We start from the raw sequence: 26657 nt of genomic DNA on the forward strand, positions 1-26657 counted from the left end.
ACGTCCGGGCCCCGGTCCCTCGTCTACGTCGGTGGAGCCATGGGGGAGGGAAGCCGTGCAGATCGAGTTCACCGAGTTCGTGCACGGGCGTTCGCAGGGCCTGCTGCGCTTCGCCTACCTGCTCACCGGGGACCGGCACCTCGCCGAGGACCTCGTGCAGGAGGCGCTCGTGCGGGCCCATCGCCGCTGGTCCGGGATCGTGGGGCAGGAGGGGCCCGAGCCCTATGTGCGAAAGACGATGCTGCGGCAGTACCTGTCGTGGCGCCGACGCCGCTCGTTCGCCGAACGGCCCGTGGCCGAGCTCCCCGAGCTCGCGACGGCCGATCCGGCGGCCCGGGTCGCCGACACCGACGCCATGTGGGCCCTGCTGCGCGCGCTGCCCCGGCAGCCGCGCGCCGTCGTGGTCCTGCGCTACTACGAGGACCTGCCGGATGCCGAGATCGCCCGGCTGCTCGGGTGTGCCGAGTCCACCGTACGAGTACACGCGTTCCACGCCCTGAAGAAGCTCCGGGCGGCCCTGGCCAGTGACCGGGAGACCGTCCCCGCGCCGGGAGGCAGATCATGAACGACGACGAGGTCGAGGCCCGGCTTCGCGACGCCCTGCGCCAGTTCGCGGGCGACGCCCCGCCCGGCGTGTCGATGCTGAGCACCGTCACGACCGAGTCCGCCCGCCGCGGCCGCCGCGTCCGCCTGGCCGCCCTCGCCTCGGGCGCCGCGGCCCTGGTCGCGATCGGCGCCGCTGTCCCGTTCGCCCTGCGCGGCGCGCCCCCGGCCGTCGTGGCCGCCCCGTCCTCGCCCGCCCCCGCCTCGCCCGCACCGGCCCCGTCCACCCCGGCCGCCCCGTCCGCCCCGGCCTCGTTCTCCGCGCGCCCGGCCACGCTCGTGGCCGCCACGGTGCCGCCGTCCCTGGTCTTCCCGGTCACGCCGCCCACCGGCGACGGCTACGGCACCCCGATGATCTCGCTGACCGCGGACCGCCTGACGCTGTCGCAGACCCTGCCGACGACCGCCCCGGTGACGGTGACCGCCTACGACTCGCCGCCCCCGAGCCCGGCCGGGCAGGCCCGCACGACCCCGGCCGAGGTCGCCGGGCGCCCGGCCACGGTCTACGAGTGGTCCCGGTCGGACGACGACCGGACGAACCCGGACTCGGCCCCCCGCGTCTCGCTCGTCTGGCACCCGTCGGCCCGCACCTGGCTGCGCCTCGACGCGGACGGGGGCACGGCGGTGCCGCTGCTGGTCGCGTACGCGGAGGCGCTCAAGCCCGGCGGCGCCACGGCCGAGACGCCGTTCACCTTCACGCTGATGCCGTCCGGCTGGACCGTGGACGACATCAGCCCCGCGGTGGTGACCTTCGCCCCGCCCGGCACCGACCCCGACGCGGGCTACCTGTTCAAGCTGGTCGTGCAGCTGGACGAGGAGCCGGGCCGGCGGCCGAAGCTCGAGGGCCCGGCGACCGTCGGCGTCCGCGTCGGCGACCGCCAGGCGTGGCTGACCACGACGCCGGAGGTGCAGTTCCTGCAGATCCCGGTGGACGGCGGCCGATCGCTGATGCTGCAGGTGAGCCCGGCGGCGGCGCTGCCGCAGGACGTGCTGCTGCGCTTCGCGGCCGGCATCGGCGTGACCCCGTCGGCCCAGGTGAGCCACGGCTGAGCCGCGCCCGGCGCAGGTGATCCGGGGCTGATTCACGGGGTGGCGAGGTTCGTTCGGCCGCCGCGCGGATACCTCGTCTCCGGCGGGAGCCGCGGCATTTCCGCGCCGGCGATCCGGGTCAGATATCGGATGATTCACCCAGATCGCCCCGTAAAGGTCATACCCGTGCATACCATCGATTTTGTGCTGGTAGTAACGACCGAGGGCTTACCCGGTTACGAGATCACCGCCGTGCTGGGCGAGGTGATCGGCGTTGTCGCTACGTCCCGCAACCCGTTCGCGGCCGGCCTGCGCTCGACGGAGGGCGGCCCGGGCCAGGACATGTCCCAGTTCCTGGTCCAGACGCGGGCGCGGGCCGTGGGCCAGATGGTCCAGGCGGCGGAGAACCGCGGCGCGAACGCGATCGTGGGGATGCGCTTCGACCATCGGGACGTGACGAACACCTGGGTCGAGCTGTGCGCGTACGGCACCGCGGTGGTCGCGGTCCCGATGCACGCCCGGACGGGGGCCCACGCCGCCTGACCTGCACCTCGTTCGCCGCGGGCCGGATCAGGTGTCGCGTCGGTGCAGTCCGGCGACGACCGCGCGGTCGAGGATCTGGTTGAGCTCGAGGCCGGCGTCGATCTGGCGGGCGTCCTGGGCGGCCGTGAGCAGTGGCTGGCCGGCCGCGAGCATCCGGCCCCGGGTGTCGAAGACGGGGTTGTTCGTGTCGGTGTGCTCGACCAGCGCGATGACGACCGGCCGCTTCGTGGTGACGTAGTGGAAGAACCGGCGGAGCCAGGTCGCAAGGCGCTCCGCCGGGTCGTCGCCCTCGACTGTCGCGGCGGCGGCGCAGACCTCGTTGACCTCATCGACGAGGGTATGTCCGCTCGGCAGCCTGCAGTGGACGGTCTCCACCTACTCCCTGGTCATGGCCTGCCTGCTGATGCTGTCCGGCTCGATGGCCGACCGATTCGGCCGCAAGCGGATCTTCCGGCTCGGGCTGGCGTTGTTCGCCCTCGGCTCCCTGCTGTGCGGCCTGGCACCCAGCGTGGGGTGGTTGATCGCGTTCGTCAGCGTGCAGGCGGTGGGCGGCTCGATGCTCAACCGGTGTGGTACGAGGCCGCGACCACGCCCGATCGCGACCGGCACGGCGAGCCGGGCTGCGTCTGGCAGCGTGGGCACGGGTACCGCTCGACGTCGTCGGCGTCACGCGAGCCGGCTTCACGGTTCTCATCGACGGTCATGCCGAGACATTCGCACAAACATTTCTCAGAACCTCGTCGCGACATGCTTGCGTGAGAATGGGTTGCGAGAACGGAACCGGTCCGGAATCGCGGCTCGGGGCCGGGCTGCTGACTCGTTCTCACAATGGACCGTATGCGAGTGACGGGATCTGTGTGCGGCCCTGCTGCCAGATGGCGGTGGACAGGTCCCGGCCAGCCGGGGTGATCCAGGCCCGGACCAGTCTCCGGTTCGCCGGGTCGCGGTCGCGGCGGATCAGTCCCCCGCTCGGCGCCGGCGCCTCGCTGGCGGCGGTCGCCGCGGCGAGCCCGCGGGCGCGGGCCAACTCGATCAGTGCGCTGCCGTCGCCGCCGGGCTCGGCCGGTTCGCTGAGCAGCCACCACTGCGCGCCGGACAGGCCGTGCCCGGCGGCGGCAGCGGTCGGCGATTCAAGCGTGGCCGCCAGCGAGATTGTCGCCCTGATCGGCAGTGCGACGCCGCTCAGGGTTTGTGGCCGACCAGCCACATGCCGACGTGCTCGGGCCCGGTACGGACCACGAGCTGGAAGCGCCCGAGGTCGGTCTGGTGGTCCGACATGCGGGGGCAGGCGCCGTTGAAGGCCGGGGAACACGAAGGCGTGGTGTCGGGCTGGGCGTGGCCGGCCAGGAAGTCGGTGACCCGCTTCGCCTCGTCGCCCCGCAACGCCGGCCCGGCGCAGCCAGCGACGACCTGCTCGACGGCATTGCGGGTCATAGTGATGTACCCGTTCACGCCCAGCGAATTGTCGATGACCCCGCAGTAGATCATGTTCACGGCGGTACTCTCGGCGCTCGGCCGTTCGACGATCATGTACAGCTGGCCGTGCACGACCGGGAAGTCGACCGTCAGCCTGGTCATATGCGCATTCAGCTGCTCGTACGGGGTCGGCTTTGCGTGCCAGCGCTCGGACCAGGCCTTGGCGACCGCGTCGGCCGCGATGCCGGGGATGGGGCCCTCGCCGTGCGGAAGGCCGTCCGCCGGGCCGGCCGAGGCGCCGGCCGGGGCCGTGCCCGCCGAGCCGCGGGCGGCCGGCGCATTGGTCGTGGGGGTCGGGGCGGGTTTTGCCGCCGGGCTGCAGCCCGCCGCCAACGTGCCCACGGTCAGTGCCGCGAGCATCAGTCCCGTGCGTACCGCCATTCGCCCTCCCGGATCGGTTGCTGGCGGACCGAACTTATCACAATCCGTGAATCTATTGCATTGATGAATGACAATGTTTTTGCGACAACGTCGCTTTGAGCGGCACCGATTTCGCGACCAACCAACTGGTCTGGGACGACTATGTGATCGGCACCGGCATCGCCATTCAGCTCATGTACAGCCCGGGCTGCCACGCCTTCTGGGGTGAAGTGCAGGAGCCCAGCGGGGGCGTCTACGGCACGCTGTTCGCCATTCCGGAGTACGGGGGCGCCGAGCAGATTCTCGAATCGGGCGTGACTACCAACGGGGCCCTGGAGACGCACATGTGGAACTCGGCCGGTCACTCGGTCAAGCTCTGCCGGAGCACGACGGTCGTCGCCGATCCGGGCGACACCAACACCTTCACGTCCCAGTGCACGGGGTGGCGGTGATCGCGATGCGCAGTCAATCCGCGCTGCGGCGCCTCCTCGCCGTATCGGTGGCCGCCGCCCTGACCGTCGGGTTCCTGCCCGGCCGGGCGCAGGCCGAACCGACCGTGCCCCACACCGGCCAGGGTGCAATCGCCGATCCCGACCATGCGCTCGGCGGCAGGTGGCGGTCCTCGTCCGACGTCGTCGTCACCGGGGCCGGTGACGCCGACGGCTACCATCTGTACATTGCCCGGGAGAAGGACGCATTCGGCTGGCAGACCCTCGCCACGCTGAAGGCGACGGACATCGATGTCGGGCCGTGGGGCGGCTCGGTCTGCGTGACCGGGTCCGGCCGGTACGCCGTGGTCGTGTTCGCCCCCGTGAAGGCGTCCAACGATCCGAAGCTCATGATGGCCGGCGCCCTCGCCGCCGTCGTCGACACCACCACCGGCAAGGCCACGGCGGTCGCCGCCGGGGTGCAGTTCTCCTACTTCAACCCGGCCTGCGGCCCCGGCGACCGGGCGCTGCTGACCCGGGCGGTCGGCGCCGACACCCAGGCCGGGCGCAGCACCGACCTGCTGACCGTGGATGCCGCGGCCGGCAAGGTGACCGGCACCCGGCACGTCGCCGCCCAGCTCAACACGCCGGCGGCGGCACCCGACGGCGACTACGGCATCGTGGCCGGGCAGCTGGTCAAGGTCGCCGCGAGCGGCTCGGTGAGCGCGCTCGGCCGTCCGCAGGGCCGGCCGTTCGCCGTGCGGGCCACGGCGGGCGGCGGTCCCGCTGGCCAGCAGGCGCAGCGGTCGCCGCGTCCGTGCGGGGCGGGCACGCCACCGCGGCGCTGGTGGTCGGGAAGCCGACCAGGTCGAACAGCGCGAAGTTCGCCAGGGTCGCGCCGTGGGTGTCGGTGGCGTGGGCCATCCGGACCGCCCTTTTGTCTGGCGGGAGCAACGGTCCGCAGGTGACGCGGACCCGAGCAATGCTCTACGACTTGATCTCCGCGATGACCGCCCCCGCCGACACGACCTCGCCCACCGTCGCCTGCAGGCCGGTCACGACGCCGGCCTTGTGGGCGTTCAGCGGCTGCTCCATCTTCATCGCCTCGAGCACGACGACCAGGTCCCCCTCGGCGACGGTGTCCCCCTCGGCCACCGCGATCTTCACGATCGTGCCCTGCATGGGGCTGGTCAGGGCGTCGCCGCTCGCCGCGGCGCCGGCCTTCTTGCCCGCCGCCCGCTTGCGCGGGGACGCGGCGGGGGCGGCCGGTGCGGCCGTGCCGAGCCCGGCCGGCAGCGTGACCTCGAGCCGCTTCCCGCCGACCTCGACCACCACGGTCGAGCGCTCCGCGGCCTCGGCGGTGTCCGTCGCCGGTGCCGTGAAGGGCGGCACGTCGTTCACCCACTCGGTCTCGATCCAGCGCGTGTGCACGCGGAAGGGCTCGTCGGTGAAGGCCGGGTCCCGCAGGACCTTGCGGTGGAAGGTCAGGGCGGTGGCCATGCCCTCGACCACCATCTCGTCGAGGGCGCGGCGGGCGCGCTCGATGGCCTCGGCGCGGGTCTCGCCGACGATGATGACCTTGGCCAGCAGGGAGTCGAAGTTGCCGCCGATGACGCTGCCCGACTCGATGCCGGTGTCGACCCGCACGCCGGGGCCGGTCGGCAGGGCGAGCCGCGTGACGGTGCCGGGGGCGGGCAGGAAGCCGCGGCCGGGGTCCTCGCCGTTGATGCGGAACTCGATCGCGTGGCCGCGCGGGACGGGGTCGGCGTCGAAGCGGAGCTTCTCGCCGTCGGCGACGCGGAACTGCTCGCGGACGAGGTCGATGCCGGTGGTCTCCTCGCTGACCGGGTGCTCGACCTGCAGGCGGGTGTTGACCTCGAGGAAGGAGATGGTGCCGTCGTTGCCGACGAGGTATTCCACCGTCCCGGCCCCGTGATACCCCGCCTCGCGGCAGATCGCCTTCGCCGAGGAGTGGATCTGCTCGCGCTGCTCGTCGGTGAGGAACGGGGCCGGGGCCTCCTCGACGAGCTTCTGGTGCCGGCGCTGCAGCGAGCAGTCGCGGGTGCCGACCACGATCACGTTGCCGTGCTGGTCGGCGAGCACCTGGGCCTCGACGTGGCGGGGCTGGTCGAGGTAGCGCTCGACGAAGCACTCCCCGCGCCCGAACGCGGCCACCGCCTCGCGCACGGCCGACTCGAACAGCGACGGGATCTCCTCGATCGTGCGGGCGACCTTGAGGCCGCGGCCGCCGCCGCCGAAGGCCGCCTTGATGGCGACCGGGAGGCCGTGCTCCTGGGCGAACGCGATGATCTCGGCGGCGTCGGCGACCGGCTCGGCGGTGCCGGGCACGAGCGGGGCGCCGGCGCGCTGGGCGATGTGCCGGGCGGTGACCTTGTCGCCGAGGTCGCGGATGGACTGCGGGCTCGGGCCGATCCAGGTGAGCCCGGCGTCGAGGACGGCCTGGGCGAAGTCCGCGTTCTCGGACAGGAACCCGTATCCCGGGTGCACCGCGTCCGCGCCCGACCGCGCGGCCACCTCGACGAGCTTCTCGATGCGCAGATAGGTCTCCGCGGCCGAGTCGCCGCCCAGCGCGTAGGCCTCGTCGGCCAGGCGGGCGTGCAGCGCGTCGCGGTCGGAGTCGGCGTACACCGCGACGCTGGCCAGGCCGGCGTCACGGCAGGCCCGGATGACCCGAACGGCGATTTCGCCTCGGTTGGCGATCAGTACCTTGCGCACGCAGGCAGTCTATGCCCAGGGTCCGACACTTTCCGTTGCCAAGAAAGTCACTCCCGACGCTTAGTCAAACTTGTCTATTACGCTTGTGTCGTGTCCACTACGCGTCTGATGATCCTCGGCCTGGTGTCGTACCTCCAGCCGGTCCACGGCTACGACATCCGCAAGGAGTTGACCAGCTGGAACGTCGAGAGCTGGGCCAACGTCCAGCCGGGCTCGATCTACCACGCCCTGCGCCGGATGAGCGAGGAAGGGCTGCTCGAGGAGGTCGCGACCGAGCAGGTGGGCAACCGGCCGGCGCGCACCCTCTACCGGCTGACCGCGGCGGGCTCGGCGGAGTACCAGGCGCTGCTGCGGCGGTTCTGGTGGGAGTACCAGGAGCCGCACGACCCGTTCCTGGCCGCCTTCGCGTTCCTGCCGCACCTGCCGCGCGCCGAGGCGGTGGGCGCGCTGCGGGCCCGGGCCCGGCTGCTGGAGGACTGGACCAAGACCTATCGCGACAACGTGGACCAGTGGCTGGATCACAAGCCGCCGCACGTCGGCTGGCAGTTCGAGCTGACCCTGGCGCGCTGCGAGGCCGAGGCCCGCTGGTGCCACGACATCGCCGCGCGCATCGAGGCCGGCGAGGGTGGCCACCGCGGGGAGGACGCCGACGAGCGGGAGGCCGAGGAGTGGCGCCGGGCGATCCGGGCCGAGTACGGCGAGCCCGTCGACGACGAAGACGAGTAGTACGCGACATACTCAAACTTGACCGACAAAATTATATCGCGTTACAGTCTCCTTGCGAATCCATCGACAGGGGAGACGGACATGATCGAGACGAGGGGCCTGCGCAAGTCGTTCCGCTCCCGCGCCGGTCGCGACAAGAAGGTCGTCGAGGCCGTGCGCGGCGTCGACCTCTCCGTCCGGGGCGGGGAAATCTTCGGCTTTCTCGGACCGAACGGCGCGGGCAAGACCACGACGCTGCGCATGCTCGCCACGCTCATCGCGCCGGACGGGGGCGAGGCCACCATCGCGGGGGCCGACCTGCTGAGGAACCCGGGCGAGGTGCGGCGGCGGATCGGGTACGTCGCCCAGGGCGGCAGCACCTGGGACGAGAGCAGCGCGCGCGAGGAGCTCGTGCTGCAGGCCCGCTTCTACGGCATCGGCAAGGCCGAGGCGCAGCGGCGGGTGAGCCGGGCGCTGGACGCGTTCCAGCTGACCGAGTACGCCGACCGGCGCTGCAAGACGTATTCGGGCGGTCAGCGCCGCCGGGTCGACATCGCGCTCGGCATCATCCACGAGCCGAAGATCGTGTTCCTCGACGAGCCGACCACCGGCCTCGACCCGCAGAGCCGCGCCCACATGTGGGACGAGGTGCGCCGCCTGCGCGAGGAGGGCATGACGGTCTTCATCACCACGCACTACCTCGACGAGGCCGACGCCCTGTGCGACCGGATCGCGATCATGGACCACGGCGAGATCGTCGCCGAGGGCACCATCGACGCCCTCAAGCGCGAGGTCGCCGGCGACGTGGTGACCGTCGGCGTCAACGGCGCCTCCGAGACCGCGGCCGGCCTGCTCGCCAACCAGGACTACGTGCGCAGCATCGACCACGCGGACGGGCGGCTGCGGCTGTACGTCACCGAAGGCGCCACCGCCATCCCGCACATCCTGCGCCTGCTCGACCACGCCGGCGTCACCCTCGGCGAGATGGAGCTGCACCGCCCGAGCCTCGACGACGTGTTCCTCACCAAGACCGGCCGTTCCCTGAGGGAGAGCTGACCGATGAAATTCCTCCGCGACACCTGGCTGGTCTTCCAGCGCCAGATGCAGCTCATGCTGCGCAACCCGGTCTGGCTGATCGTGGGCGTCGTCCAGCCGCTGTTCTACCTGCTGCTCTTCGCCCCGCTGCTGAAGCCGGCCCTGGGGGTGAGCACCAACGCCGAGGCGTACAGGCTGTTCGTTCCCGGCCTGCTCGTCCTGCTGGCCATGTTCGGCTCGCTGTTCACCGGCTTCGGCCTGATCGCCGAGCTGCGTGCCGGCGTCATCGAGCGCAGCCGGGTCACGCCGGTGAGCCGCTTCGCCCTGCTGATCGGCCGCTCCCTGCGCGACGTGGTCTCCCTGCTGTTCCAGGCGCTGCTCATCGTCGTCATCGCCGTGGCGGTCGGCCTGCGCGTGAACGTCCTCGACGTCGCCGCCGCGTTCGCCCTCATGGCCGTGATCTCGCTGATGCTCTCGGCCTTCTCCTACGCCGTCTCGCTCAAGCTGCGCAGCGAGGACGCCCTGGCCCCGCTGCTGAACACGATCTCCCAGCCGCTGCTGCTGACCGCGGGCATCCTGCTGCCGCTGACGTTCGCCCCGAAGTGGCTGCGGACCGTGGCCGACTGGAACCCGTTCTCGTGGGCGGTGGACGGGGTGCGCGCCCTCTTCGACGGCCACCCGGGCGCCGACTCGGTCTGGCAGGCCGCGGTGGTCGTCGGGGTCCTGACCGTGGTCACGGTGGTGTGGGCGTCCCGGGCGTTCGCCAAGGGTGTTCGCTGACCCCGGGTTTTCCCTGCTCGGGTCCGCGTCAGTAACTGACCGTCGCTCCCGCCAGACAAAAGGGCGGTCCCCGGAGGGCCTTCGGCCGGAGGGGACCGCCCTAGCCGGGTCCGCGGTGCCAAGACCGCACCGGGGGCGCCGCGCCGATCAGGCTGTACCGGTAATGAGGCTCACCGCCGTGGCCACGTCCGCGGTCCGGGATGGCGTGACAGCGTTGCGCCCGTGCCTCGTCTCGTTCGCGACCGGCTCACCTGGGTCATGTACGTCCAGCTGGCCCTGTGGGTCTACTCCCTCTACGGCTTCGGCCCCGTGGCTACGATCCTGCGCGACGAGCTGCACATCAGCCGCACCCTGGCCGGCCTGCACGGCACCGCGTTCGCCCTGGGCGGCGTGCTCGGCGGCCTCCTCCTGCCCGGCCTGACCCGCCGCCTGGGCCGGGCGCGGCTCATCTGGATCGGCCTGGCGTGCGTCAGCACCGCGGCGGTGGGGATGTACGCCGCGCACCACCTCGCGCTGACCCTGACCTTCGCGACGCTCGCGAGCATCGGCTCGGCCCTGGAGGTCAACGCCATCAACGCCGGCCTGACCGACCACCACGGCACCGCCGCCCCGGCCGCGATCAGCGAGGCGAACGCGGCCGCCGCGGCCCTGGGCCTGGTGGCCCCGCTCGTGGTCGGCGCGACCTTCGCGGCCGGCTGGGGCCGGCGCTCGGGCCTGGCCGTGACCCCGGCCGCCGGGTCCCCCGGGGCGCCAGTGTCCCCGGAGCGTCAGGGCGTCAGGGCGTCAGAGTGTCGGAGCGTCAGGGCGTCAAGGCGTCGGGGCTTCGGAGCGTCAGGGCGTCAAGGCGTCGGGGCTTCGGAGCGTCAGGGCGTCGGGGCTTCGGAGCGTCAGGGCGTCGAGGCGTCGGGGCGTCAGAGCCGGCGCGCGATGGTCAGGCCGTCCGCGATCGGGAGCAGCACCGACTCGACCCGGGCATCGGCCAGGACGTGCCGGTTGAACTCGACCATCGCCACGGTGCCCGTGTCCGCCGGGTCCGGGTCGACGATGTGGCCGTGGCGCAGGACGTTGTCGACCAGGATCAGGCCGCCCGGGCGCATGCGCGGGACCAACTGCTCCCAGTAGTCCAGGTAGCCCGTCTTGTCCGCGTCGATGAAGGCGAGGTCCAGGTGCGGGTCCGGCGGCAGGGTGGACAGCGTCGTGGAGGCGGGGCCGATGCGCAGCTCGATCCGGTCGGCCAGCCCCGCGCGGTCCCAGTAGCGGCGGGCGATCCGCGTGTACTCGTCCGAGACGTCGAAGCAGATCAGGCGGCCGTCCGCCGGCAGGCCGCGGGCGATCGCGATCGAGGACAGGCCCGTGAAGGTGCCGATCTCGACCGCGTTGCGGGCGCCCAGGATCCGGGTCAGGAGGGTCATGAAGCCGGCCTGCTCGGGGGCGATCTGCATGCCCTGGTCGGCCGGCAGCACCCGGGCCGTCTCCTCGATCGGGTCGCGGACGATCTCGTCGGGGCTGCTGCCGTTGGCCACGACGTAGTCGTGCAGGGCGCTGGTCAGCGCGAGGGTCTCCTTGGTCATACGCCAATACTCCACAGCGACACCAGCGGGACGTCCAGCCGCGCCAGCAGGAGACGCAGGGTGGGCACCGACAGGCCGACCACGTTCGTGTGGTCACCCTCGATGCCGGCGACGAACGCGCCGCCCCGGCCGTCGATGGTGAACGCGCCCGCGACCTCCAGCGGCTCGCCCGTGGCGACGTAGGCCGCGATCTCCTCGTCGGAGGGCGACGCGAAGTGCACCGTCGTCGCCACGACCTCCTCGGCCGCCGCGCCCGTGGCCGCGTCCAGCAGGCAGTGCCCGGTGTAGAGCACGCCCGAGCGGCCCCGCATCGCCTTCCAGCGCGCCGTCGCCTCCGCGGCCGTGCCGGGCTTGCCCAGGATCTCGCCGTCGAAGCCGAGCACCGAGTCGCAGCCGAGCACCAGGGCGTCCGCCGGCGCCGACGGCAGCACCGCCCGGGCCTTGAGGCCGGCCAGCGTGCCGGCCAGGGTCGCGGCGTCGCCGGCCTGGACCACGGACTCGTCGACGCCGCTCACGACGACCTGCGCCGCGATGCCGGCCTGGGCGAGCAGCCGCCGCCGCGAGGGACTCGCGGAGGCGAGGATGAAGGTTCTCACGGCGGCAACGTTAGCGAACTACCATCTATGTCCGTGCGCAGGCTGTGGGCGGAGTTCAAGGCCATCGCCGTCGGGGGCTCGGTCCTCGACCTGGCGCTGGGATTCATCATCGGCACGGCGTTCGCCACGCTCGTGCAGTCGTTCGTGACCAACCTGTTCCTGCAGGCGGTCGCGGCGACGGTCGGCGAGCCGGACTTCAAGGAACTGGCGATCACGGTTCACGGCACGCCGATTCGGTACGGCACGTTCCTGAACGATCTGCTCCAGTTCATGCTGCTCGCCGTCGGCCTGTTCGTCGTCATCAAGTTCATGACGCTGATCGGCGTCGACCGCGGCCGCTCGCTGGAGCTGCGCAACTGCCCCTACTGCCTGGACCGCATCCCGGTGGCCGCGCTGACCTGCCGCTCGTGCGGCCAGCAGCTCGTCACCGACCTGCCCGACCCGCAGGAGGCCGAGCGGCTGCAGCTGGAGCGGGAGGCGCGCAAGTGGCCGACGCTGCCGACGCTGCCGCCGATCACGATCCCGCGACGGCGCGCCAATGGCGGGGCCGACCCGGCCGAGCCGACGCCGCCCACCGCGACCGGGGACGAGCGGCCGCAGCCGGCGCCGGGGCGAGACTGAACAGGGCGCCCACGATCGCGGCCACCTCCTCGGCGGTCGGCGCGCCCTTGACCACCCTGAACAGCGGCTCCTGGCTCACGTAGACCTCCCGGACTTGTTCGCGAAACGTTGCCGTCCTGCGAGCATACGCACACCTCAGCAGCGCATACTCGAACGGAACGGGAGTCGATGGCGAATTGGGGGGCGCATTGACAAACGTCCTGATTCGCCGAGTCTGTAGGCTTATATCGATCACTGTCGCTGCCGCGCTGGCGTCGGCGGCCGGTGTGGCGAGCCCGGCGTCGGCCCGGGAGGGCGAGTCGCCCGCCTCGGTCTCCGCCTCGCTGCACTACCAGGTGACCTTCGTGGCCCGGGCCTGCGACGGCTACCAGAACGTCATGGGCAACCGGGTGCGCGACGACAACGCCGAGAACGCGGCGCCGGTCGGGCGCGACAGCGCCTACCACGACGGCGACGAGGTCGACCCGCAGGTCGAGGCGGCCGGCTCGGCCGGCTGCGCGCCGCTGAACGGGTGGCAGTTCTCGCTCGGGGCCGGGCACGAGAAGAAGGGCGCCCTGTCGACGGTCACGACCCCGGCCGCCGGCTCGGGGCCGACCGCGGCCGCCGCCCCGCTGCTCGACCGCACCGGGCAGAAGACCGGCCAGACGATCGACGGCGCGGTCACCGTCACGCTCACCGACGAGCAGGCCAAGGCGGCCGCGCGGCACCAGCTCTGGGCGCAGGGCGGCAGCCCGGGCGACCCGCTGCTCGCCGCCGCGCAGCCGGGGCAGGCGGGCTACGGCTTCGGCTCCCTCCGCTGCGCCATCGACGGGCACACGAACGGCAACGTTCAGTGGGTCGGCTTCCCGTCCGGGGCCCGGCACGTCTTCTGCTACGCCTACTACGTCAAGGCCGCCCAGCCGACCGCGACCCTCATCGTGCGGGCCCGCACCACGACCGCCCCCGGCTACCCGCAGCACTTCCGGTTCGACTCCAGCGCCAGCTACGACCCGCAGCGGCGCATCGACATCGACGCCAAGACCGACGCCACCCTGGTGCGCAGCGCGGGCGGCGCGCCGGGCACGGTCGTGGCGCACACCCCGGCCGGCTGGAGCCTCGCCGACCTGAGCTGCACCAAGTCGGGCGCCGGGCGCAGCCTGGCCGCGACCGACGTGCCGACCGCCACGGCCACCGTCACGCTCGCCGCCGGCGAGATCGTCACGTGCACGTTCACCTTCGCCCCGCCGCCCGTCCGAACCGGGCTGACGCTGCGGCTGTACTCCGACACGGCCGGCGGCGCCTTCGACCTCGCGGTCGCCGACCCGGCCGGCGGCCCCGCCCGGCACCTGAGCGCCGCCGCCACCGGGGACGGGTCCGCGTCGGTCGCGTCCGGGGCGGACCTCGCCACGCTGCTGCCGGGGGCCTATGCGGTCACGCTCACCGCCCCCGCCGGCGACGCCGCCGCGTGGAGCCTGGCCGGCGCGGGCTGCGGCGACCAGGAGCTCAAGCCCGAGGGCTGGACGGTCACCGTGACGCTCGCGACCGCCGCCGCGGCCGACTGCGCGCTGCGGGTCACGCGCAAGGCCGGCTCGATCGAGCTGCGCGCGGTCACCGTCGGGGGCACCGCGGCCGCCGGGTTCGCGGTCACGCCGCGCAAGCAGGGCCTGATCGGCTGGTCCGGGGTGTCGACCACGGCGGCGCTGGGCGAGCCCGCGGTGGCCAAGGGCGACGTGCCCGGGTCGCTGACGTTCGCCGAATACCTGGTCACGCCCATCGCGCCGCTGTCGACCGTGGACGGCAGCTGGCGGCTGAGCTCCTTCGCCTGCGACCCGGGCGAGTCGCCGGATCCCGACGACGGGGCGGCGGGTGTCGTACCGCTGACCGCCTCCGACCCCGCCGCCAGGTGCACGGCCACCTACACGTTCGAGCCCGCCCGGCAGCTGCAGCTCACGGTGCGCTTCGCCGGCAGTGCGGCCGGTCGCGCGGGGGCCGTGGTCGTGGACATCGACTGCGAGGACGGCTCGAGCGGCCGGGCCGTGCTCGGCGGCGACGACAACGGCGAGGCCTCGCTGCCGGCGCCGCTGGGCTTCCTCAGCCCGACGCGGTGCACCGTCCAGCAGCCGCAGACCCCGTCGACCAAGGACGCCAAGGTCTCGGTCACCGCCACGGTCGACCCGAACCCGGGCGACGCCCCGGTGGCGATCCCCGGCACCCTGCGGATCGGCGACGAGAACGCCGCCGACGCCCAGGACGCGCAGGAGACCACGATCGTCGTCACGGTCACGTTCGACACCGACGCGGCCCGTCCGACGCAACAGAAGGTGCTCGATACCTTCCGGGTCCTGCCGGTCGCCCTCATCGGGGCCGGGCTCGTCGGGCTCGGCCTGCTCATCCTGCTGATCATGGTCCTGCGCTCGCGCACCGACTGACGTGCGATCTTCACCAGAACCGGGGTTTTTCGCGCGTGCTCCGGTTCGGTACTTTGCAAGGTGATGACCTACTCCGGGGCGCTGGTCGCCGAGCGGTACCGCTTGATCGAGCCGCTCGGTGCCGGCGGCATGGGCCGCGTCTGGCTCGCCCGCGACGAGATGCTGCGCCGGGACGTGGCCATCAAGGAGGTCGTTCCGCCGGAGGGGCTGACCCGGGAGGAGCGCGACGAGCTCCAGCTGCGCACCCTGCGCGAGGCGCGCGCGGCGGCCCGGCTCAACGACGCCAACGTGGTGCGGATCTACGACGTCGTGCACACCGAGGACGCGCCGTGGATCGTCATGGAGTACGTCCCGTCGCGCTCGCTGCACCAGGTGATCACCGAGGACGGCCCGCTGCCGCCCGAGCGGGTCGCGGGGATCGGCCTCGCGGTGCTGGGCGCCCTGAAGGCCGCGCACGCCGCCGGGGTCCTGCACCGTGACGTCAAGCCCGGCAACGTGCTGCTGGCCGACACCGGCCGGGTGGTGCTGACCGACTTCGGGCTGGCCGTGTTCGACGGCGGCGACGGGGCCGTGACCCGGCCGGGGCTGATTCTGGGCTCGCCGCAGTACATCTCGCCCGAGCGGGCCCGCGAGGGGACCTCGGGACCGGAGAGCGACATGTGGTCGCTGGGGGCGACGCTGTACGCCGCCGTCGAGGGACGCTCGCCGTATGCGCGCTCGACGACGTACGCCACCCTGACCGCCCTGGCCACGGAGGAGCCCGACGCGCCCGTGCGGGCCGGCGTGATGAAGCCGGTGCTGACCGCCCTGCTGCGCAAGGACCCGCGGGCCCGGGCCGGCGTGGCCGAGACCGAGCGGCTGCTGCAGCGCGCCGCGTCCGGCGAGGGTCGCGCCTGGTGGAGCATGCCCGCGCTGCCCCGCCCGCGCCGGTCCCGCGAGGGGCACTCCGGCTCGCCGTCCGGCGGGACGGCCCGCCCGGCGCCCGTCGCGGCCCCCGCGGCCCGGCCGGTCGTCGCGGTGAGCCGCGAGCCGGGCGTCGCCGCGGACGTCTCGCCCGAGCTGGCCTCGTTCTTCGGTCCCGCCCCGCGGCCGGCCGAGACGGGCGGCAGTGGCACCGGCAGAGACAGCGGCACTGGCAATGACGCTGGCACTGGCAATGGCACTGGCACTGGCACGAGCGGCGACAGCGCCGGCGACCAGCTGGTGCCGTCGCACTCCGCCGGCGACGACCTCGACCGCACGGTGCCCCGCACGTCGCCGTGGCGCTGGGCGGCCGCGGCCGTCGCCGTCGTGGCCCTCGTGATCACCGCGGTGCTGCTGCTGACCGGCTCCGGCGACGAGCCGGACGGCACGGCGAACGACCCGCGCGGCATCGGCGTCGCGGCTTCCCCGGCGCCGCCGTCGGAGCCGGGGACGCGGTCGGAGCCGGGGACGCAGTCGGCGACGACGGTCGCGACCCGGTCGCCGATCGTGCAGGGCAGCATCGGCGGCGACGCGGTGCGGCTGCCGGACGGCTACGAGTGGATCACCGACCCCGAGTTCGGCTGGCGGGTCGGCCTGCCGGTCGGGTGGATCCGCAAGCCGCACCCGTCGTCGGACTCGATGGTCTACTACGAGTCCAACGTGGTGCCCGGCATGCGGGTCGGCATCGACACCACGTTCACGCCGCCGAAGGGCGACCCGGTCAAGGACTGGGAGCAGCAGGAGGCGGCCCGGGTCGCCGGCAACCGGTACCCGAACTACCACCGGCTCAAGATCGTGGCGGTCAAGGACTACATCGGGGACTGTGCCGACTGGCAGTGGACGTACGACAGCCCGCAGGGACACATGCACGTGTCCAACCTGGGCTGCCGCATCCGCCCCGACCTCGGCCAGGCCATCTACTGGGAGTGCACCACCGACATGTGGACCCAGCCGGCGGCGCAGAACGTCTACGCGATCATCCGGGCCACGTTCCAGCCCAGCCCCCAGCGCTGACCCGCCGCCCGCTAGCGAAGCGCGGCAGCGGGGTGCTGCGGTGCTCGGGCTTTAGAGCGGGATGTTGCCGTGCTTCTTCGGCGGCAGGGTCTCGCGCTTGGTGCGCAGCAGCCGCAGCGCCCGCACGATCTCGACCCGGGTGGTGGAGGGGGCGATGACCCCGTCGACGTAGCCGCGCTCGGCCGCCACGTACGGGTTGGCGAGCGTGTCCTCGTACTCCTGGATCAGCTCGGCCCGCAGCGCGGCCGGGTCCTCGGCGTCGCGCAGCTCCTGGCGGTACAGGATGTTGACCGCACCCTGGGCGCCCATCACCGCGATCTGCGCCGTCGGCCAGGCGAAGTTGAGGTCGGCGCCGAGATGCTTGGAGCCCATGACGTCATACGCGCCGCCGTAGGCCTTGCGGGTGATGACCGTGACCTTCGGTACCGTCGCCTCGGCATAGGCGTAGATCAGCTTCGCGCCGCGGCGGATGATGCCGTCCCACTCCTGGCTGGCGCCGGGCAGGAACCCGGGCACGTCGACGAACGTGAGGATCGGGATGTTGAAGGCGTCGCAGGTGCGCACGAAGCGCGCGGCCTTCTCCGACGCGTCGATGTCCAGGCAGCCGGCGAAGTGCATCGGCTGGTTGGCGACCACGCCGACCGGGTGGCCCTCGACGCGGCCGAAGCCGACCACGATGTTCTGCGCGAACAGGGGCTGGACCTCGAGGAAGTCCTCGACGACCGTCTCCACGACCGTGCGGATGTCGTACGGCTGGTTCGCCGAGTCGGGGATGAGCGCGTCGAGCGCGAGGTCCTCGTCGGTGATCTCGAGCGCCGCGGCCCCGGAGGTCGCGTCCAGCACCGGTGCGTCGTCCATGTTGTTCGACGGCAGATAGGACAGCAGCGCGCGCACGTAGTCGATCGCGTCGTCCTCGTCGGCCGCGAGGTAGTGCGCGTTGCCCGACTTCGTGTTGTGCGTGCGGGCCCCGCCGAGGTCCTCCATGCCGATGTCCTCGCCGGTGACCGTCTTGATCACGTCGGGGCCGGTGATGAACATGTGCGAGGTCTGGTCGACCATGACGGTGAAGTCGGTGACGGCGGGGGAGTACACCGCGCCGCCCGCGCACGGGCCCATGATCAGGGAGATCTGCGGGATGACGCCCGACGCGCGGACGTTACGGAAGAAGATCTCGCCGTACAGCCCCAGGGAGACCACGCCCTCCTGGATGCGCGCGCCGCCGGAGTCGTTGATGCCCACGACCGGGCAGCCGATCTTCATCGCCAGGTCCATGACCTTGACGATCTTCTCGCCGAAGACCTCGCCGAGGCTGCCGCCGAAGACCGTGAAGTCCTGGGCGAACACGCACACCTGGCGGCCGTCGACGGTGCCGTAGCCGGTGACCACGCCGTCGCCGTAGGGGCGCGCCGCATCCAGCCCGAAGTTGGTGGACCGGTGCCGGGCCAGCTCGTCGAGCTCGACGAACGAGCCGGGGTCGAGCAGCAGCTCGATGCGTTCCCGGGCGGTCTTCTTGCCGCGGGCGTGCTGCTTCTCCACCGCGCGGGCCGAGCCGGCGTGCACCGCCTCCTCCGTGCGGCGCCGCAGATCCGCGAGTTTGCCCGAGGTCGAGTGGATGTCCGCCTGCTTCGTGGTCACCTTCGGCAGCTTAATGGCGCCGACATAGGGTCGAGCTGTGAACATTTCCACCGGCTCCCCGTCGGGCTCCGGGTCGGGCTCCTGGTCCGACCTCGGGCGGCCCCCGCTGCGGCCGCTCGCGCTGCGGCGGGCACTGCTCGTCCCCGGCGGCCTCTGGACCGAGCTGCGGATCGTCGAGGAGACCGGCTCGACCAACGCCGACGCGATCGCCGCGGCCCGCGAGGGCGCCCCGGAGGGCCTGGTGATCGTCGCGGAGCGCCAGATCGCCGGCCGTGGGCGCCTCGGCCGCCAGTGGGAGTCGCCGGCCCGGGCCGGGCTCGCGCTCAGCGTGCTGCTGCGCCCGGACATCGCTCCCGCGCGGCTGGGCTGGCTGCCGCTGCTGGCCGGGGTGGCCCTCACCGAGGCGGTGCGCCGGGTGTCCCGGGTGGACGCCTACCTCAAGTGGCCGAACGACCTGCTGCTCACCGGGGACCGCAAGACGGCCGGAATCCTCGCCGAGGCGGCCGACGGGGCGGTGGTGCTCGGCATCGGGCTCAACGTCACGCTCCGCGAGGAGGAGCTGCCCCGCCCGGACGCCACGTCCCTCGCCCTGGCCGGGGCCGCGAACACGGACCGTGACCCGCTGCTGCGGGCCCTGCTGCGGGCGATCGGGGAGTGGTACGCGCGCTTCACCGAGCACGGCGGGGACCCCGAGGCGTCCGGGCTGCGGGAGGCGTACGCCTTGCACTGCGGCACCATCGGCCGCCGCGTGCGCGTCGACCTGCCCGGCGGGACAGTGCTCGAGGGCCTGGCGGCCGGCGTCGACGTCGACGGCCGGCTGCAGGTCACGGACCGCTTCGGCACCGTGCGGGCGGTGGCCGCCGGGGATGTGGTCCACGCGCGGCTGGATACGTCCGGGTAGTCCATCCCGCCGGGTGGCGTTCAGGGTCTAGCCTCACCTCCGACATTCATGAACGAGGAGGGGTTTCGCGTGGGGTTCCCGGAAAGCGTCCTGACCAAGGACGAGCAGGTGGTGCTGCACCTGCACCCCCACTGGAAGGCGTTGTTCCTGCCGGTGGTCTGGTTTGTGCTGGCCGTGGCGGCAGTCGTCGTCCTGGCGATCTTCACGGGCTGGGGCATGATCCCGATGCTCATCGTCTCCGGCGTGGCCCTCGTGCTGGTCCTGGTGGTCACCGTGTGGCCGTGGATCAAGTGGCGGACCACGCACTACGTCTTCACCAACGAGCGGGTGATCATGCGCAGCGGCGTCTTCTCGCGCAGCGGCCGTGACATTCCGATGGGTCGGATCAACGACGTGTCGTTCTCGCACTCGCTGTTCGAGCGGATGCTCGGCTGCGGCACGCTGACCATCGAGTCGGCCGGCGAGCGGGGCCAGGTGCAGCTGACCGACCTGCCGCAGGTGGAGAAGACCCAGAGCATGCTGTACGAGCTGGTCGACTCCGACCGCCAGAAGCACACGTTCGGCGACGACGACCGCGACGCGCTCGTCAAGGAACTGCGGGACGACGCGACGAGCTGAGCTCCGCCCGGTGCGCGGGCTTTTCTGGTGCCCCCGTCAGCGCTTCGCGGCGGGGGTTTCCAGGTCGTCGGCCGGCTTGCGGGGCGCGGGCGGGCTGGTCGCGGGGTCGGAGAACGCGGCCTCCAGCGCCTCCATCTGCCGCTCGTCCGGGGCGATGGCCGCGGTGTCGGAGAAGGCCACCTCGAGCGCCTCGATCTCGCGCTGCTCGGGGCTGGCGGTGAAGACCCAGGTGCGGTACGCCCAGAACCGGAACGTCGTCGCCAGCAGGATGCCCGCGGCGTTGGCGATGTTGAACGCCAGCCGGTCGTCGGGGTTGGACTCGCTGAAGTGCAGCCCGTATTTGGCCACCGCCAGGCCCGCCTCCTGGATGAGCAGGCCGACGCCGTTGAGCGCGAAGAAGAGCACGTATTCGCGGCGCGCGCTCCCGCTCTCGCGGTCCTTGTAGGTCCACTGGCGGTTGAGCAGGTAGGACACGATGGTCCCGACGACCACCGCGACGATCTTCGCCTTCAGCGGGCCGATGAACAGCAGGGCGTTGACCAGGATGAAGTCGACGGCCGTGTTGACGCAGCCGACCGCGCCGAACTTGAACAGCTCGGTCGCGAGCGCGTGGTAACGCTCCGGCAGGAAGCGGTCGCGGAGACTGCTGGCGAATCGCACCGGCCAACCTTACGGTAAGCGACCAAGCCGCGCGCGGCCCCGAGGCCGACTGCGGGACAGGTCACCCCGCGGTCTCACGCTCCGTGACAGCCGGGCTGCCGGGGGTGGCCTCGGTGTGATCGGGGCGCTTGCGGAACACGATCTGGCGGTAGGACCAGAACCGGAACAGGGTCCCCAGCACGAGGCCGACGCCGTTCTTGGCGATGTTGTCCGACAGCTGGCTGGTGAAGCCGAAGACGTAGTGGCTGATGCCCAGGCAGGACAGCGCGATGACCAGGCCCACGAGGTTGAACAGGAAGTAGAGCGCGTATTCGCGGCGCAGGTCGGTGCGGGCCCGGTCGCGCCAGGTCCAGAACCGGTTGCCGATGAACGCGCACGTGGCCGCGACCGCCATCGAGATCGTGCCGGCGACCAGCGTGTTGAGCGGACCCCACAGCAGGTTGTAGACGCCGGTGTCGATCAGGAAGGTGATCAGGCCGATCGTGCCGAACTTGCCGGCCTCACGCACCAGACCCTCGAAGCGCGCGTAGAGCTTCTGGAACATGGTCGGCTGCGGGGTCGTCGACTGCACGTCGGTCACGCAGGACAGAGTAAGGCACGACACCCTTTGCGCAGTAATGCGCGCTGAACGAAAAGTTCGCGCGAAATTCTGCGAGCGGGCTTGAAAGCCTTTCGTTCTTGTGCAGGTTTTCACAAGGTCTCGCGATGCCGGGCCAGGTCGGCGGGCCTAGGCTGGGAGAAACCCGCTGGATTTCACGACGCGCTCGCACCATCGCGCGCCGCGCTTGCGCGCATCCTCGGGCGGTTCGAGGTCAATGCCGACCAAGAGGAGTCACCGTATGTCTGCCCCGGTAACAGTGCCCGGCCTGGATCAGGCGCCCACCGCCCACACCCGGCTGCTGGCCTGGGTCCGTGAGGTCGCCGAGCTCACGAGACCCGAACGCGTGGTCTGGTGCGACGGTTCCGAGCGCGAGTGGCGCCGGATGACCGACGAACTGGTCGAGAGCGGGGCGCTGGTCCGCCTGGACGCCCGGCCGAACTCCTTCTGGGCCCGTACCGACCCCTCCGACGTGGCCCGGGTCGAGGAGCGCACCTTCATCTGCTCCGTCGACGAGGCCGACGCCGGCCCAACGAACAACTGGATGGCGCCGCAGGAGATGAAGCGGCGCATGACGGAGCTGTACGACGGGTGCATGCGGGGGCGGACGATGTACGTCATCCCGTTCTGCATGGGCCCGCTCAGCGCCGAGGACCCGATGTTCGGCGTCGAGCTGACCGACTCGCCGTACGTCGTCGCCTCCATGCGCATCATGACCCGGATGGGCGCCACGGTGCTGGAGAAGATGGGCACGGACGCGAACTTCGTGCCCTGCCTGCACTCCGTGGGCGCCCCGCTCGAGGACGGGCAGGCCGACGTGGCGTGGCCGTGCAGCGAGACCAAGTACATCTCGCACTTCCCCGAGACGCGGGAGATCTGGAGCTTCGGCTCCGGCTACGGCGGCAACTCGCTGCTGGGCAAGAAGTGCTACTCGCTGCGCATCGCGAGCGTCATCGGCCGCGACGAGGGCTGGCTCGCCGAGCACATGCTCATCCTCAAGCTCACCAGCCCCGAAGGGGTGGTCAAGTACATCGCCGCGGCGTTCCCCAGCGCGTGCGGCAAGACCAACCTGGCGATGCTGGAGCCCACGATCCCGGGCTGGAAGGTCGAGACGCTCGGCGACGACATCGCCTGGATGCGCTTCGGGCAGGACGGCCGCCTGTACGCGGTCAACCCGGAGTTCGGGCTGTTCGGCGTGGCTCCCGGTACCGACTGGAAGACCAACCCGAACGCCATGCGCACGCTCGCGCGCGGCAACTCGATCTTCACCAACGTGGCGCTCACCGACAACGGCGACATCTGGTGGGAGGGCATGGGTGAGCCGCCCGCGCACCTCACCGACTGGCGCGGTCACGACTGGACGCCGGACTCGGACGAGCTCTCCTCGCACCCGAACTCCCGCTTCTGCACCCCGATCACCCAGTGCCCCATCCTGGCGCCCGAGTACGACGACCCGCGCGGCGTGCCGATCGACGCGATCCTGTTCGGCGGTCGGCGCAAGACCACGATCCCGCTGGTCACCGAGGCGCGCGACTGGGTGCACGGCGTGTACCTTGGCGCCACGCTGTCGAGCGAGACCACGGCGGCGGCGGTCGGCCAGGTGGGCGTGGTGCGCCGCGACCCGATGGCGATGCTGCCCTTCATCGGGTACAATGCCGGCGACTACTTCGCCCACTGGATCGAGATGGGCAAGGGCGTCGACGGCGACCCGACCAAGCTGCCCAAGATCTTCTACGTGAACTGGTTCCGCCGCGGTGACGACGGCCGCTTCCTGTGGCCCGGCTTCGGCGAGAACTCGCGGGTGCTCAAGTGGGTGGTCGAGCGCATCGAGGGCACGGCCGAGGCGGTGGAGACGCCCATCGGCGCGGTCCCGGCGCCCGGCGCGCTCGACGTCGCCGGCCTGGACCTGACGGCCGAGGACGTGGCCGCGGCGCTGAACGTCGACGCGGAGGAGTGGCGCGCGGAGCTGCCGCAGATCCAGGCGTGGTTCGAACAGTTCGGCGAGAAGTTGCCAGGAGTTCTCTGGGCCGAGCTCGACGCCCTCCGGGCCCGCCTCGGCGCCGCATAACCGCTGGTGAGCGGCCGGTCCGTCGGGTGACCGGCCGCTTGTCACTTTACGGAAACAGTACTGTCCGGTGCCCGCCTGGCGGTGTTGCTTCGCCCTCGGGGTCGCTAGTCTTCTCTGCCGTGGGCCTGCGTGACGTGGTTTATTCGCTGTACGAGAAGCGTCTCTCCCGGAGGCTGCTCGGCAAGCCGAAGCCGCACCACGTCGGGGTGATCGTCGACGGCAACCGCCGCTGGGCGCGCGAGATGGGATACGTCGACCCCAACGACGGCCACCGGGTCGGCGCCGAGCGGATCAAGGAGCTCCTCCGCTGGTGCGACGGCGCCGGGGTCAAGCACGTCACCCTCTGGCTGCTGTCCACCGACAACCTCTCGCGCCCAGCCCAGGAGCTCGACCCGCTGCTGCAGATCATCGAGAACCTGGCCGCGGACCTCGCCGACGAGCGCAACCCCTGGCAGCTGCGCATCGTGGGCGCGCTCGACCTGCTGCCCAGCTCCAGCGCCCAGGCCCTCAAGGCGGCCCAGGAGAAGACGATCGACCGCACCGGCGGGGCGCAGGTCTCCCTGGCCGTCGGCTACGGCGGCCGCCGTGAGATCGCCGACGCGGTGCGGTCGCTGCTGCACGAGCACGCGAAGGCCGGCACCACGATCGAGGAGCTCGCCGAGATCCTCGACGTCGACCACATCTCCGACCACCTCTACACCCGCGGGCTGCCCGACCCTGACCTCGTGATCCGCACGTCGGGGGAGCAGCGGCTGTCGGGGTTCCTGCTGTGGCAGAGCGCGCACTCGGAGTTCTACTTCTGCGACGTGCACTGGCCCAGCTTCCGGCGGACGGACTTTCTTCGGGCGCTGCGGTCTTATGCCAATCGTCAGCGGCGTTACGGGGCTTGAGCTCGGGTTTCTTCGATAACTCGGGCGCTCCGCGCCGCGACTTATCGGATTTTTCGCCTGCGGGGCGATAAATCGGTTCTGTCCGTATTTTAGGCGCCGGGTCGGCGCGCGGGGGTTTGGTCTCGGGGTCCGAAGGCGGCTGACGGGCGCCATGGGTGGTGGTCGCCGTGCTGAAGGGATGTCGCGAGGCGTCGGCGGCTGTCCTTATCGGCGCCTGTGTGTGGCTCGCGGGCGCGGACGGGCGCCGAAGGCTCCGGGCGGGAGGGCGGGGCCGTGCGTGGCTGGGCGGCTTGACGAGCGGTGAGGGGCGCCGAGCACGCCAACCGCGTCCCGGGTCGCACGCTGCCCGCGCCTGGGCGCGTCCGAGCGTGGCCGGCGCCTGTGCGGGGCTCTGGAAGCGGCCGAGATCGGTGTGAGTGGTGGCGCACAAACGGGCCACAGGCCGTCACTGTCCGTTGCGGGCCGTGCACCTGGTGTTTGTCGTGTGTTCGGACCTGATCGGCTGGGAATCGGCTGCGCGATCTAGTGGATTTTGCAACTACCGGATAGCGTCATTGCTGTGGCGGGGGTTTTCCCCGGCATCCGAGGCCCGGACCGAGCGAACGCATGTGAAGCCACGGGGCCAAGCACCCGACCCCGTGCGGGCGTCGGAGGACGCGAGTGCGGGCGGCGAGGTGCCCGTCCCCGGAGATCCCGTGACCGTTCGCCGTAGTCCCTCAGCATCCTCCTCAACCTCCGCGGAGCCGGCGCCAGCCCAGGCCGCAGCCGGGGCACCGAGCAAGGCGACGCCGCCCGTCAAGGCCGTCCGGCGCACCCGGAAGAAGGCCGAGGAGAACCCGGTCCCCGTTCCCACCCGGCGCACCTTCGTGCTGGACACCTCCGTGCTGCTGTCCGACCCGGGCGCGTTCCTGCGCTTCGGCGAGCACGACGTCGTCCTGCCGCTGGTCGTCATCTCCGAGTTGGAGGGTAAGCGGCACCACCCCGAGCTGGGCTACTTCGCGCGGCGCTCGCTGCGCTTCCTGGACGAGCTGCGGGCCAAGCACGGCCGGCTGGACGAGCCGCTGCCGCTGACCGACGCCGGGGGCACCCTGCGGGTCGAGCTCAACCACGCCGACCAGCACGTGCTGCCGGCCGGGTTCCGGGCCGACACCGACGACGCCCGCATCCTCGCCGTGGCGCTCGCGCTGCAGGCCGAGGGCAAGGACGTCCTGCTGGTCACGAAGGACATGCCGCTACGGGTCAAGGCCGGCTCGGTGGGTCTGGCCGCGGACGAGTACCAGCCGGGGCCGGCCGCCGATCACAGCTGGACCGGCATGGTCGAGCTGGGCATCAGCGAGGCCGAGGTCAAGCAGCTGTACGCCGGGGAGGCCGTCGACCTCGACGGCGCCGGTGACCTGCCGGTGCACACCGGGCTCGTGCTCACCTCGCAGAACGGGTCCGCCCTGGGCCGCGTGGGGGCCGACAAGTCGGTGCGGCTGGTGCGGGGCGACCGCGAGGCGTTCGGCGTGCGCGGGCGCTCGGCGGAGCAGCGCGTCGCGCTGGATCTGCTGCTCGACGACTCCATCGGCATCGTCTCCCTCGGCGGGCGGGCCGGCACGGGCAAGTCGGCGCTGGCGCTCTGCGCGGGGCTCGAGGCGGTCATGGAGCGGCGCAAGCACAAGAAGGTCATCGTGTTCCGGCCGCTGTACGCCGTCGGCGGCCAGGAGCTGGGCTACCTGCCCGGCAGCGAGGCCGAGAAGATGTCGCCCTGGGCGCAGGCCGTCTTCGACACGCTGGGTGCGCTGGTGCACGACAACGTGATGGAGGAGGTCGCGGGGCGGGGCATGCTCGAGGTCCTGCCGCTGACCCACATCCGGGGCCGCAGCCTGCACGACGCGTTCGTGATCGTCGACGAGGCCCAGTCCCTCGAACGGGGGGTTCTGCTCACCGTACTGTCGCGCATCGGCATGAATTCGCGGGTGGTACTCACCCACGATGTCGCTCAGCGTGACAACCTCCGCGTCGGCCGGCACGACGGTATCGCCGCGGTGATCGAGGCGCTGAAGGGCCATCCTCTCTTCGCACACGTCACCCTCACCCGTTCGGAGCGTTCTCCGATCGCCGAGGTGGTCACGGATCTGCTGGAGGACCTGCCGTTCGAGCGCTGATCGTCGGCGGCCGCGAGCCGGACTTGAGGAGAACCACCCGAATTGCGGCGTGATTAGGCTCACAGAAGGTAGCGTTCGGGTTCTCACCCTCGATTGTGCTGGGCGATGGTGGGTCTCGAGCGCGTGACGCCACGCAAGTGGGCATCAGGCGCTCACGGTGCGTAAGGGTCCGGGCGGTGGGTAACACCCCGTCCGGACCCGCTCCGCGAGGAGCGGGCGCCGCTTCCTGTCCCCGACGAATGGATGACCCTGTGATCCGGCTGTGGCACCGG

27 protein-coding genes and 2 pseudogenes are annotated in these 26657 nt (G+C 71.8%); 18 read left to right on the forward strand and 11 right to left on the reverse strand.

Annotated elements, in window-relative coordinates; translation table 11 throughout:
- Positions 1 to 55: 55 nt before the first annotated feature.
- From ACQP1P_RS04360 to ACQP1P_RS04370, 3 genes are all read left to right on the forward strand, one after another.
- Entirely contained in the window at positions 56 to 565 is a 510-nt protein-coding gene (locus ACQP1P_RS04360; RefSeq protein WP_433083328.1) for a SigE family RNA polymerase sigma factor, read from the forward strand.
- A complete protein-coding gene (locus tag ACQP1P_RS04365) occupies positions 562 to 1653 on the forward strand; it encodes a hypothetical protein (protein ID WP_433083330.1) in 1092 nt (363 codons plus the stop codon). Before ACQP1P_RS04360 ends, ACQP1P_RS04365 begins: the two co-directional genes overlap by 4 nt.
- Positions 1654 to 1836: 183 nt before the next feature.
- Positions 1837 to 2175, forward strand: a complete 339-nt coding sequence (locus ACQP1P_RS04370; protein WP_350611809.1) for a YbjQ family protein — start codon at positions 1837 to 1839, stop codon at positions 2173 to 2175.
- Between the two features lie 27 nt (positions 2176 to 2202).
- Here ACQP1P_RS04370 and ACQP1P_RS04375 read toward each other — a convergent pair whose 3' ends face one another.
- A complete protein-coding gene (locus ACQP1P_RS04375; RefSeq protein ID WP_433083332.1) occupies positions 2203 to 2550 on the reverse strand; it encodes a hypothetical protein in 348 nt (115 codons plus the stop codon).
- Between the two features lie 28 nt (positions 2551 to 2578).
- Here ACQP1P_RS04375 and ACQP1P_RS04380 point away from each other — a divergent pair.
- A pseudogene (locus ACQP1P_RS04380) lies at positions 2579 to 2680 on the forward strand (hypothetical protein); the annotation flags it as partial.
- Positions 2681 to 2735: 55 nt separating this feature from the next.
- Here ACQP1P_RS04380 and ACQP1P_RS04385 read toward each other — a convergent pair.
- The 3 genes from ACQP1P_RS04385 to ACQP1P_RS04395 all read right to left on the reverse strand — a co-directional run bounded on the left by ACQP1P_RS04385 (position 2736) and on the right by ACQP1P_RS04395 (position 4032).
- On the reverse strand, positions 2736 to 2924 hold the full coding sequence (locus ACQP1P_RS04385; RefSeq protein WP_433089825.1) for a zinc finger domain-containing protein: 189 nt from the start codon (positions 2922 to 2924) through the stop codon (positions 2736 to 2738).
- A 74-nt stretch (positions 2925 to 2998) separates the two neighbouring features.
- A complete protein-coding gene (locus ACQP1P_RS04390; RefSeq protein ID WP_433083334.1) occupies positions 2999 to 3382 on the reverse strand; it encodes a hypothetical protein in 384 nt (127 codons plus the stop codon).
- Positions 3358 to 4032 carry a hypothetical protein gene (locus tag ACQP1P_RS04395; RefSeq protein ID WP_433083336.1) on the reverse strand — a complete coding sequence of 225 codons (675 nt, stop codon included), beginning with the start codon at positions 4030 to 4032 and terminating at the stop codon, positions 3358 to 3360. The genes ACQP1P_RS04390 and ACQP1P_RS04395 overlap by 25 nt, the downstream gene beginning before the upstream one ends.
- A gap of 95 nt (positions 4033 to 4127) precedes the next feature.
- On the opposite strand from ACQP1P_RS04395, the gene ACQP1P_RS04400 reads away from it, so the two are divergent.
- Together ACQP1P_RS04400 and ACQP1P_RS04405 are read left to right on the forward strand one after the other, a co-directional pair.
- The gene (locus ACQP1P_RS04400; protein ID WP_433083338.1) at positions 4128 to 4463 is read left to right on the forward strand and encodes a hypothetical protein; all 336 of its coding nucleotides are present in this window, start codon (positions 4128 to 4130) and stop codon (positions 4461 to 4463) included.
- A gap of 5 nt (positions 4464 to 4468) precedes the next feature.
- Positions 4469 to 5407, forward strand: coding sequence for a hypothetical protein (locus ACQP1P_RS04405; RefSeq protein WP_433090478.1), 939 nt, complete (start codon positions 4469 to 4471; stop codon positions 5405 to 5407).
- A gap of 19 nt (positions 5408 to 5426) precedes the next feature.
- Here the strand turns inward: ACQP1P_RS04405 and ACQP1P_RS04410 are convergent, their stop codons facing one another.
- Complete coding sequence (locus tag ACQP1P_RS04410; protein WP_433083340.1) at positions 5427 to 7175, reverse strand: acetyl/propionyl/methylcrotonyl-CoA carboxylase subunit alpha; 1749 nt, start codon at positions 7173 to 7175, stop codon at positions 5427 to 5429.
- A 90-nt stretch (positions 7176 to 7265) separates the two neighbouring features.
- On the opposite strand from ACQP1P_RS04410, the gene ACQP1P_RS04415 reads away from it, so the two are divergent.
- From ACQP1P_RS04415 to ACQP1P_RS04430, 4 genes and pseudogenes are all read left to right on the forward strand, one after another.
- The gene (locus ACQP1P_RS04415) at positions 7266 to 7901 is read left to right on the forward strand and encodes a PadR family transcriptional regulator (RefSeq protein ID WP_433083342.1); all 636 of its coding nucleotides are present in this window, start codon (positions 7266 to 7268) and stop codon (positions 7899 to 7901) included.
- 81 nt (positions 7902 to 7982) lie between these two features.
- Positions 7983 to 8936 carry an ATP-binding cassette domain-containing protein gene (locus ACQP1P_RS04420; RefSeq protein ID WP_433083344.1) on the forward strand — a complete coding sequence of 318 codons (954 nt, stop codon included), beginning with the start codon at positions 7983 to 7985 and terminating at the stop codon, positions 8934 to 8936.
- 3 nt (positions 8937 to 8939) lie between these two features.
- The gene (locus ACQP1P_RS04425; protein ID WP_433083346.1) at positions 8940 to 9695 is read left to right on the forward strand and encodes an ABC transporter permease; all 756 of its coding nucleotides are present in this window, start codon (positions 8940 to 8942) and stop codon (positions 9693 to 9695) included.
- A gap of 258 nt (positions 9696 to 9953) precedes the next feature.
- Positions 9954 to 10334 (forward strand): annotated as a pseudogene (locus ACQP1P_RS04430) (MFS transporter); the annotation flags it as partial.
- 272 nt (positions 10335 to 10606) lie between these two features.
- On the opposite strand, the gene ACQP1P_RS04435 reads toward ACQP1P_RS04430, so the two are convergent.
- Together ACQP1P_RS04435 and ACQP1P_RS04440 are read right to left on the reverse strand one after the other, a co-directional pair.
- Positions 10607 to 11266, reverse strand: coding sequence for an O-methyltransferase (locus ACQP1P_RS04435; RefSeq protein WP_433083348.1), 660 nt, complete (start codon positions 11264 to 11266; stop codon positions 10607 to 10609).
- On the reverse strand, positions 11263 to 11862 hold the full coding sequence (locus ACQP1P_RS04440; RefSeq protein ID WP_433083350.1) for a Maf family protein: 600 nt from the start codon (positions 11860 to 11862) through the stop codon (positions 11263 to 11265). The genes ACQP1P_RS04435 and ACQP1P_RS04440 overlap by 4 nt, the downstream gene beginning before the upstream one ends.
- Positions 11863 to 11895: 33 nt before the next feature.
- Between ACQP1P_RS04440 and ACQP1P_RS04445 the strand changes: the two genes are divergently transcribed.
- Positions 11896 to 12483, forward strand: a complete 588-nt coding sequence (locus ACQP1P_RS04445) for an MscL family protein (RefSeq protein ID WP_433083352.1) — start codon at positions 11896 to 11898, stop codon at positions 12481 to 12483.
- Here ACQP1P_RS04445 and ACQP1P_RS04450 read toward each other — a convergent pair.
- Positions 12377 to 12718 (reverse strand): acyl-CoA carboxylase subunit epsilon, encoded by a 342-nt coding sequence (locus ACQP1P_RS04450; protein ID WP_433083354.1) that lies wholly within the window; start codon positions 12716 to 12718, stop codon positions 12377 to 12379. The genes ACQP1P_RS04445 and ACQP1P_RS04450 overlap by 107 nt on opposite strands.
- Before the next feature lie 31 nt (positions 12719 to 12749).
- Here ACQP1P_RS04450 and ACQP1P_RS04455 point away from each other — a divergent pair, with 31 nt between their 5' ends.
- Together ACQP1P_RS04455 and ACQP1P_RS04460 are read left to right on the forward strand one after the other, a co-directional pair.
- Positions 12750 to 14891 carry a prealbumin-like fold domain-containing protein gene (locus ACQP1P_RS04455; RefSeq protein ID WP_433083356.1) on the forward strand — a complete coding sequence of 714 codons (2142 nt, stop codon included), beginning with the start codon at positions 12750 to 12752 and terminating at the stop codon, positions 14889 to 14891.
- A 63-nt stretch (positions 14892 to 14954) separates the two neighbouring features.
- Positions 14955 to 16868 carry a serine/threonine-protein kinase gene (locus ACQP1P_RS04460; RefSeq protein ID WP_433083358.1) on the forward strand — a complete coding sequence of 638 codons (1914 nt, stop codon included), beginning with the start codon at positions 14955 to 14957 and terminating at the stop codon, positions 16866 to 16868.
- A gap of 51 nt (positions 16869 to 16919) precedes the next feature.
- Here the strand turns inward: ACQP1P_RS04460 and ACQP1P_RS04465 are convergent, their stop codons facing one another.
- Positions 16920 to 18548 carry an acyl-CoA carboxylase subunit beta gene (locus tag ACQP1P_RS04465; protein ID WP_433083359.1) on the reverse strand — a complete coding sequence of 543 codons (1629 nt, stop codon included), beginning with the start codon at positions 18546 to 18548 and terminating at the stop codon, positions 16920 to 16922.
- Here ACQP1P_RS04465 and ACQP1P_RS04470 point away from each other — a divergent pair.
- Complete coding sequence (locus tag ACQP1P_RS04470) at positions 18547 to 19404, forward strand: biotin--[acetyl-CoA-carboxylase] ligase (RefSeq protein WP_433089827.1); 858 nt, start codon at positions 18547 to 18549, stop codon at positions 19402 to 19404. The genes ACQP1P_RS04465 and ACQP1P_RS04470 overlap by 2 nt on opposite strands.
- A gap of 69 nt (positions 19405 to 19473) precedes the next feature.
- Positions 19474 to 20022, forward strand: coding sequence for a PH domain-containing protein (locus ACQP1P_RS04475; RefSeq protein WP_350611796.1), 549 nt, complete (start codon positions 19474 to 19476; stop codon positions 20020 to 20022).
- A 36-nt stretch (positions 20023 to 20058) separates the two neighbouring features.
- On the opposite strand, the gene ACQP1P_RS04480 is transcribed toward ACQP1P_RS04475, so the two are convergent.
- Positions 20059 to 20682, reverse strand: a complete 624-nt coding sequence (locus ACQP1P_RS04480; protein WP_433083362.1) for a GtrA family protein — start codon at positions 20680 to 20682, stop codon at positions 20059 to 20061.
- Between the two features lie 61 nt (positions 20683 to 20743).
- Positions 20744 to 21262 (reverse strand): GtrA family protein, encoded by a 519-nt coding sequence (locus ACQP1P_RS04485; RefSeq protein WP_433083364.1) that lies wholly within the window; start codon positions 21260 to 21262, stop codon positions 20744 to 20746.
- 259 nt (positions 21263 to 21521) lie between these two features.
- On the opposite strand from ACQP1P_RS04485, the gene ACQP1P_RS04490 reads away from it, so the two are divergent.
- From ACQP1P_RS04490 to ACQP1P_RS04500, 3 genes are all read left to right on the forward strand, one after another.
- A complete protein-coding gene (locus tag ACQP1P_RS04490) occupies positions 21522 to 23348 on the forward strand; it encodes a phosphoenolpyruvate carboxykinase (GTP) (protein ID WP_433083366.1) in 1827 nt (608 codons plus the stop codon).
- A 119-nt stretch (positions 23349 to 23467) separates the two neighbouring features.
- Positions 23468 to 24238, forward strand: coding sequence for an isoprenyl transferase (locus tag ACQP1P_RS04495; protein WP_433083368.1), 771 nt, complete (start codon positions 23468 to 23470; stop codon positions 24236 to 24238).
- A gap of 866 nt (positions 24239 to 25104) precedes the next feature.
- Positions 25105 to 26385, forward strand: coding sequence for a PhoH family protein (locus ACQP1P_RS04500; RefSeq protein ID WP_433083370.1), 1281 nt, complete (start codon positions 25105 to 25107; stop codon positions 26383 to 26385).
- The last annotated feature ends 272 nt before the right edge of the window (positions 26386 to 26657 follow it).

This window comes from Dactylosporangium sp. CA-052675, from assembly GCF_050947935.1.
Taxonomy (GTDB): Bacteria; Actinomycetota; Actinomycetes; order Mycobacteriales; family Micromonosporaceae; genus Dactylosporangium.

Coding starts and splice junctions, on each gene's coding strand:
- ACQP1P_RS04490 (WP_433083366.1), top strand. CDS start 21,522: ATGTCTGCCCCGGTAACAGTGCCCGGCCTGGATCAGGCGCCCACCGCC.
- ACQP1P_RS04460 (WP_433083358.1), top strand. CDS start 14,955: ATGACCTACTCCGGGGCGCTGGTCGCCGAGCGGTACCGCTTGATCGAG.
- ACQP1P_RS04385 (WP_433089825.1), bottom strand. CDS start 2,924: ATGTCGCGACGAGGTTCTGAGAAATGTTTGTGCGAATGTCTCGGCATG.
- ACQP1P_RS04405 (WP_433090478.1), top strand. CDS start 4,469: ATGCGCAGTCAATCCGCGCTGCGGCGCCTCCTCGCCGTATCGGTGGCC.
- ACQP1P_RS04465 (WP_433083359.1), bottom strand. CDS start 18,548: ATGTTCACAGCTCGACCCTATGTCGGCGCCATTAAGCTGCCGAAGGTG.
- ACQP1P_RS04420 (WP_433083344.1), top strand. CDS start 7,983: ATGATCGAGACGAGGGGCCTGCGCAAGTCGTTCCGCTCCCGCGCCGGT.
- ACQP1P_RS04435 (WP_433083348.1), bottom strand. CDS start 11,266: ATGACCAAGGAGACCCTCGCGCTGACCAGCGCCCTGCACGACTACGTC.
- ACQP1P_RS04425 (WP_433083346.1), top strand. CDS start 8,940: ATGAAATTCCTCCGCGACACCTGGCTGGTCTTCCAGCGCCAGATGCAG.
- ACQP1P_RS04395 (WP_433083336.1), bottom strand. CDS start 4,032: ATGGCGGTACGCACGGGACTGATGCTCGCGGCACTGACCGTGGGCACG.
- ACQP1P_RS04365 (WP_433083330.1), top strand. CDS start 562: ATGAACGACGACGAGGTCGAGGCCCGGCTTCGCGACGCCCTGCGCCAG.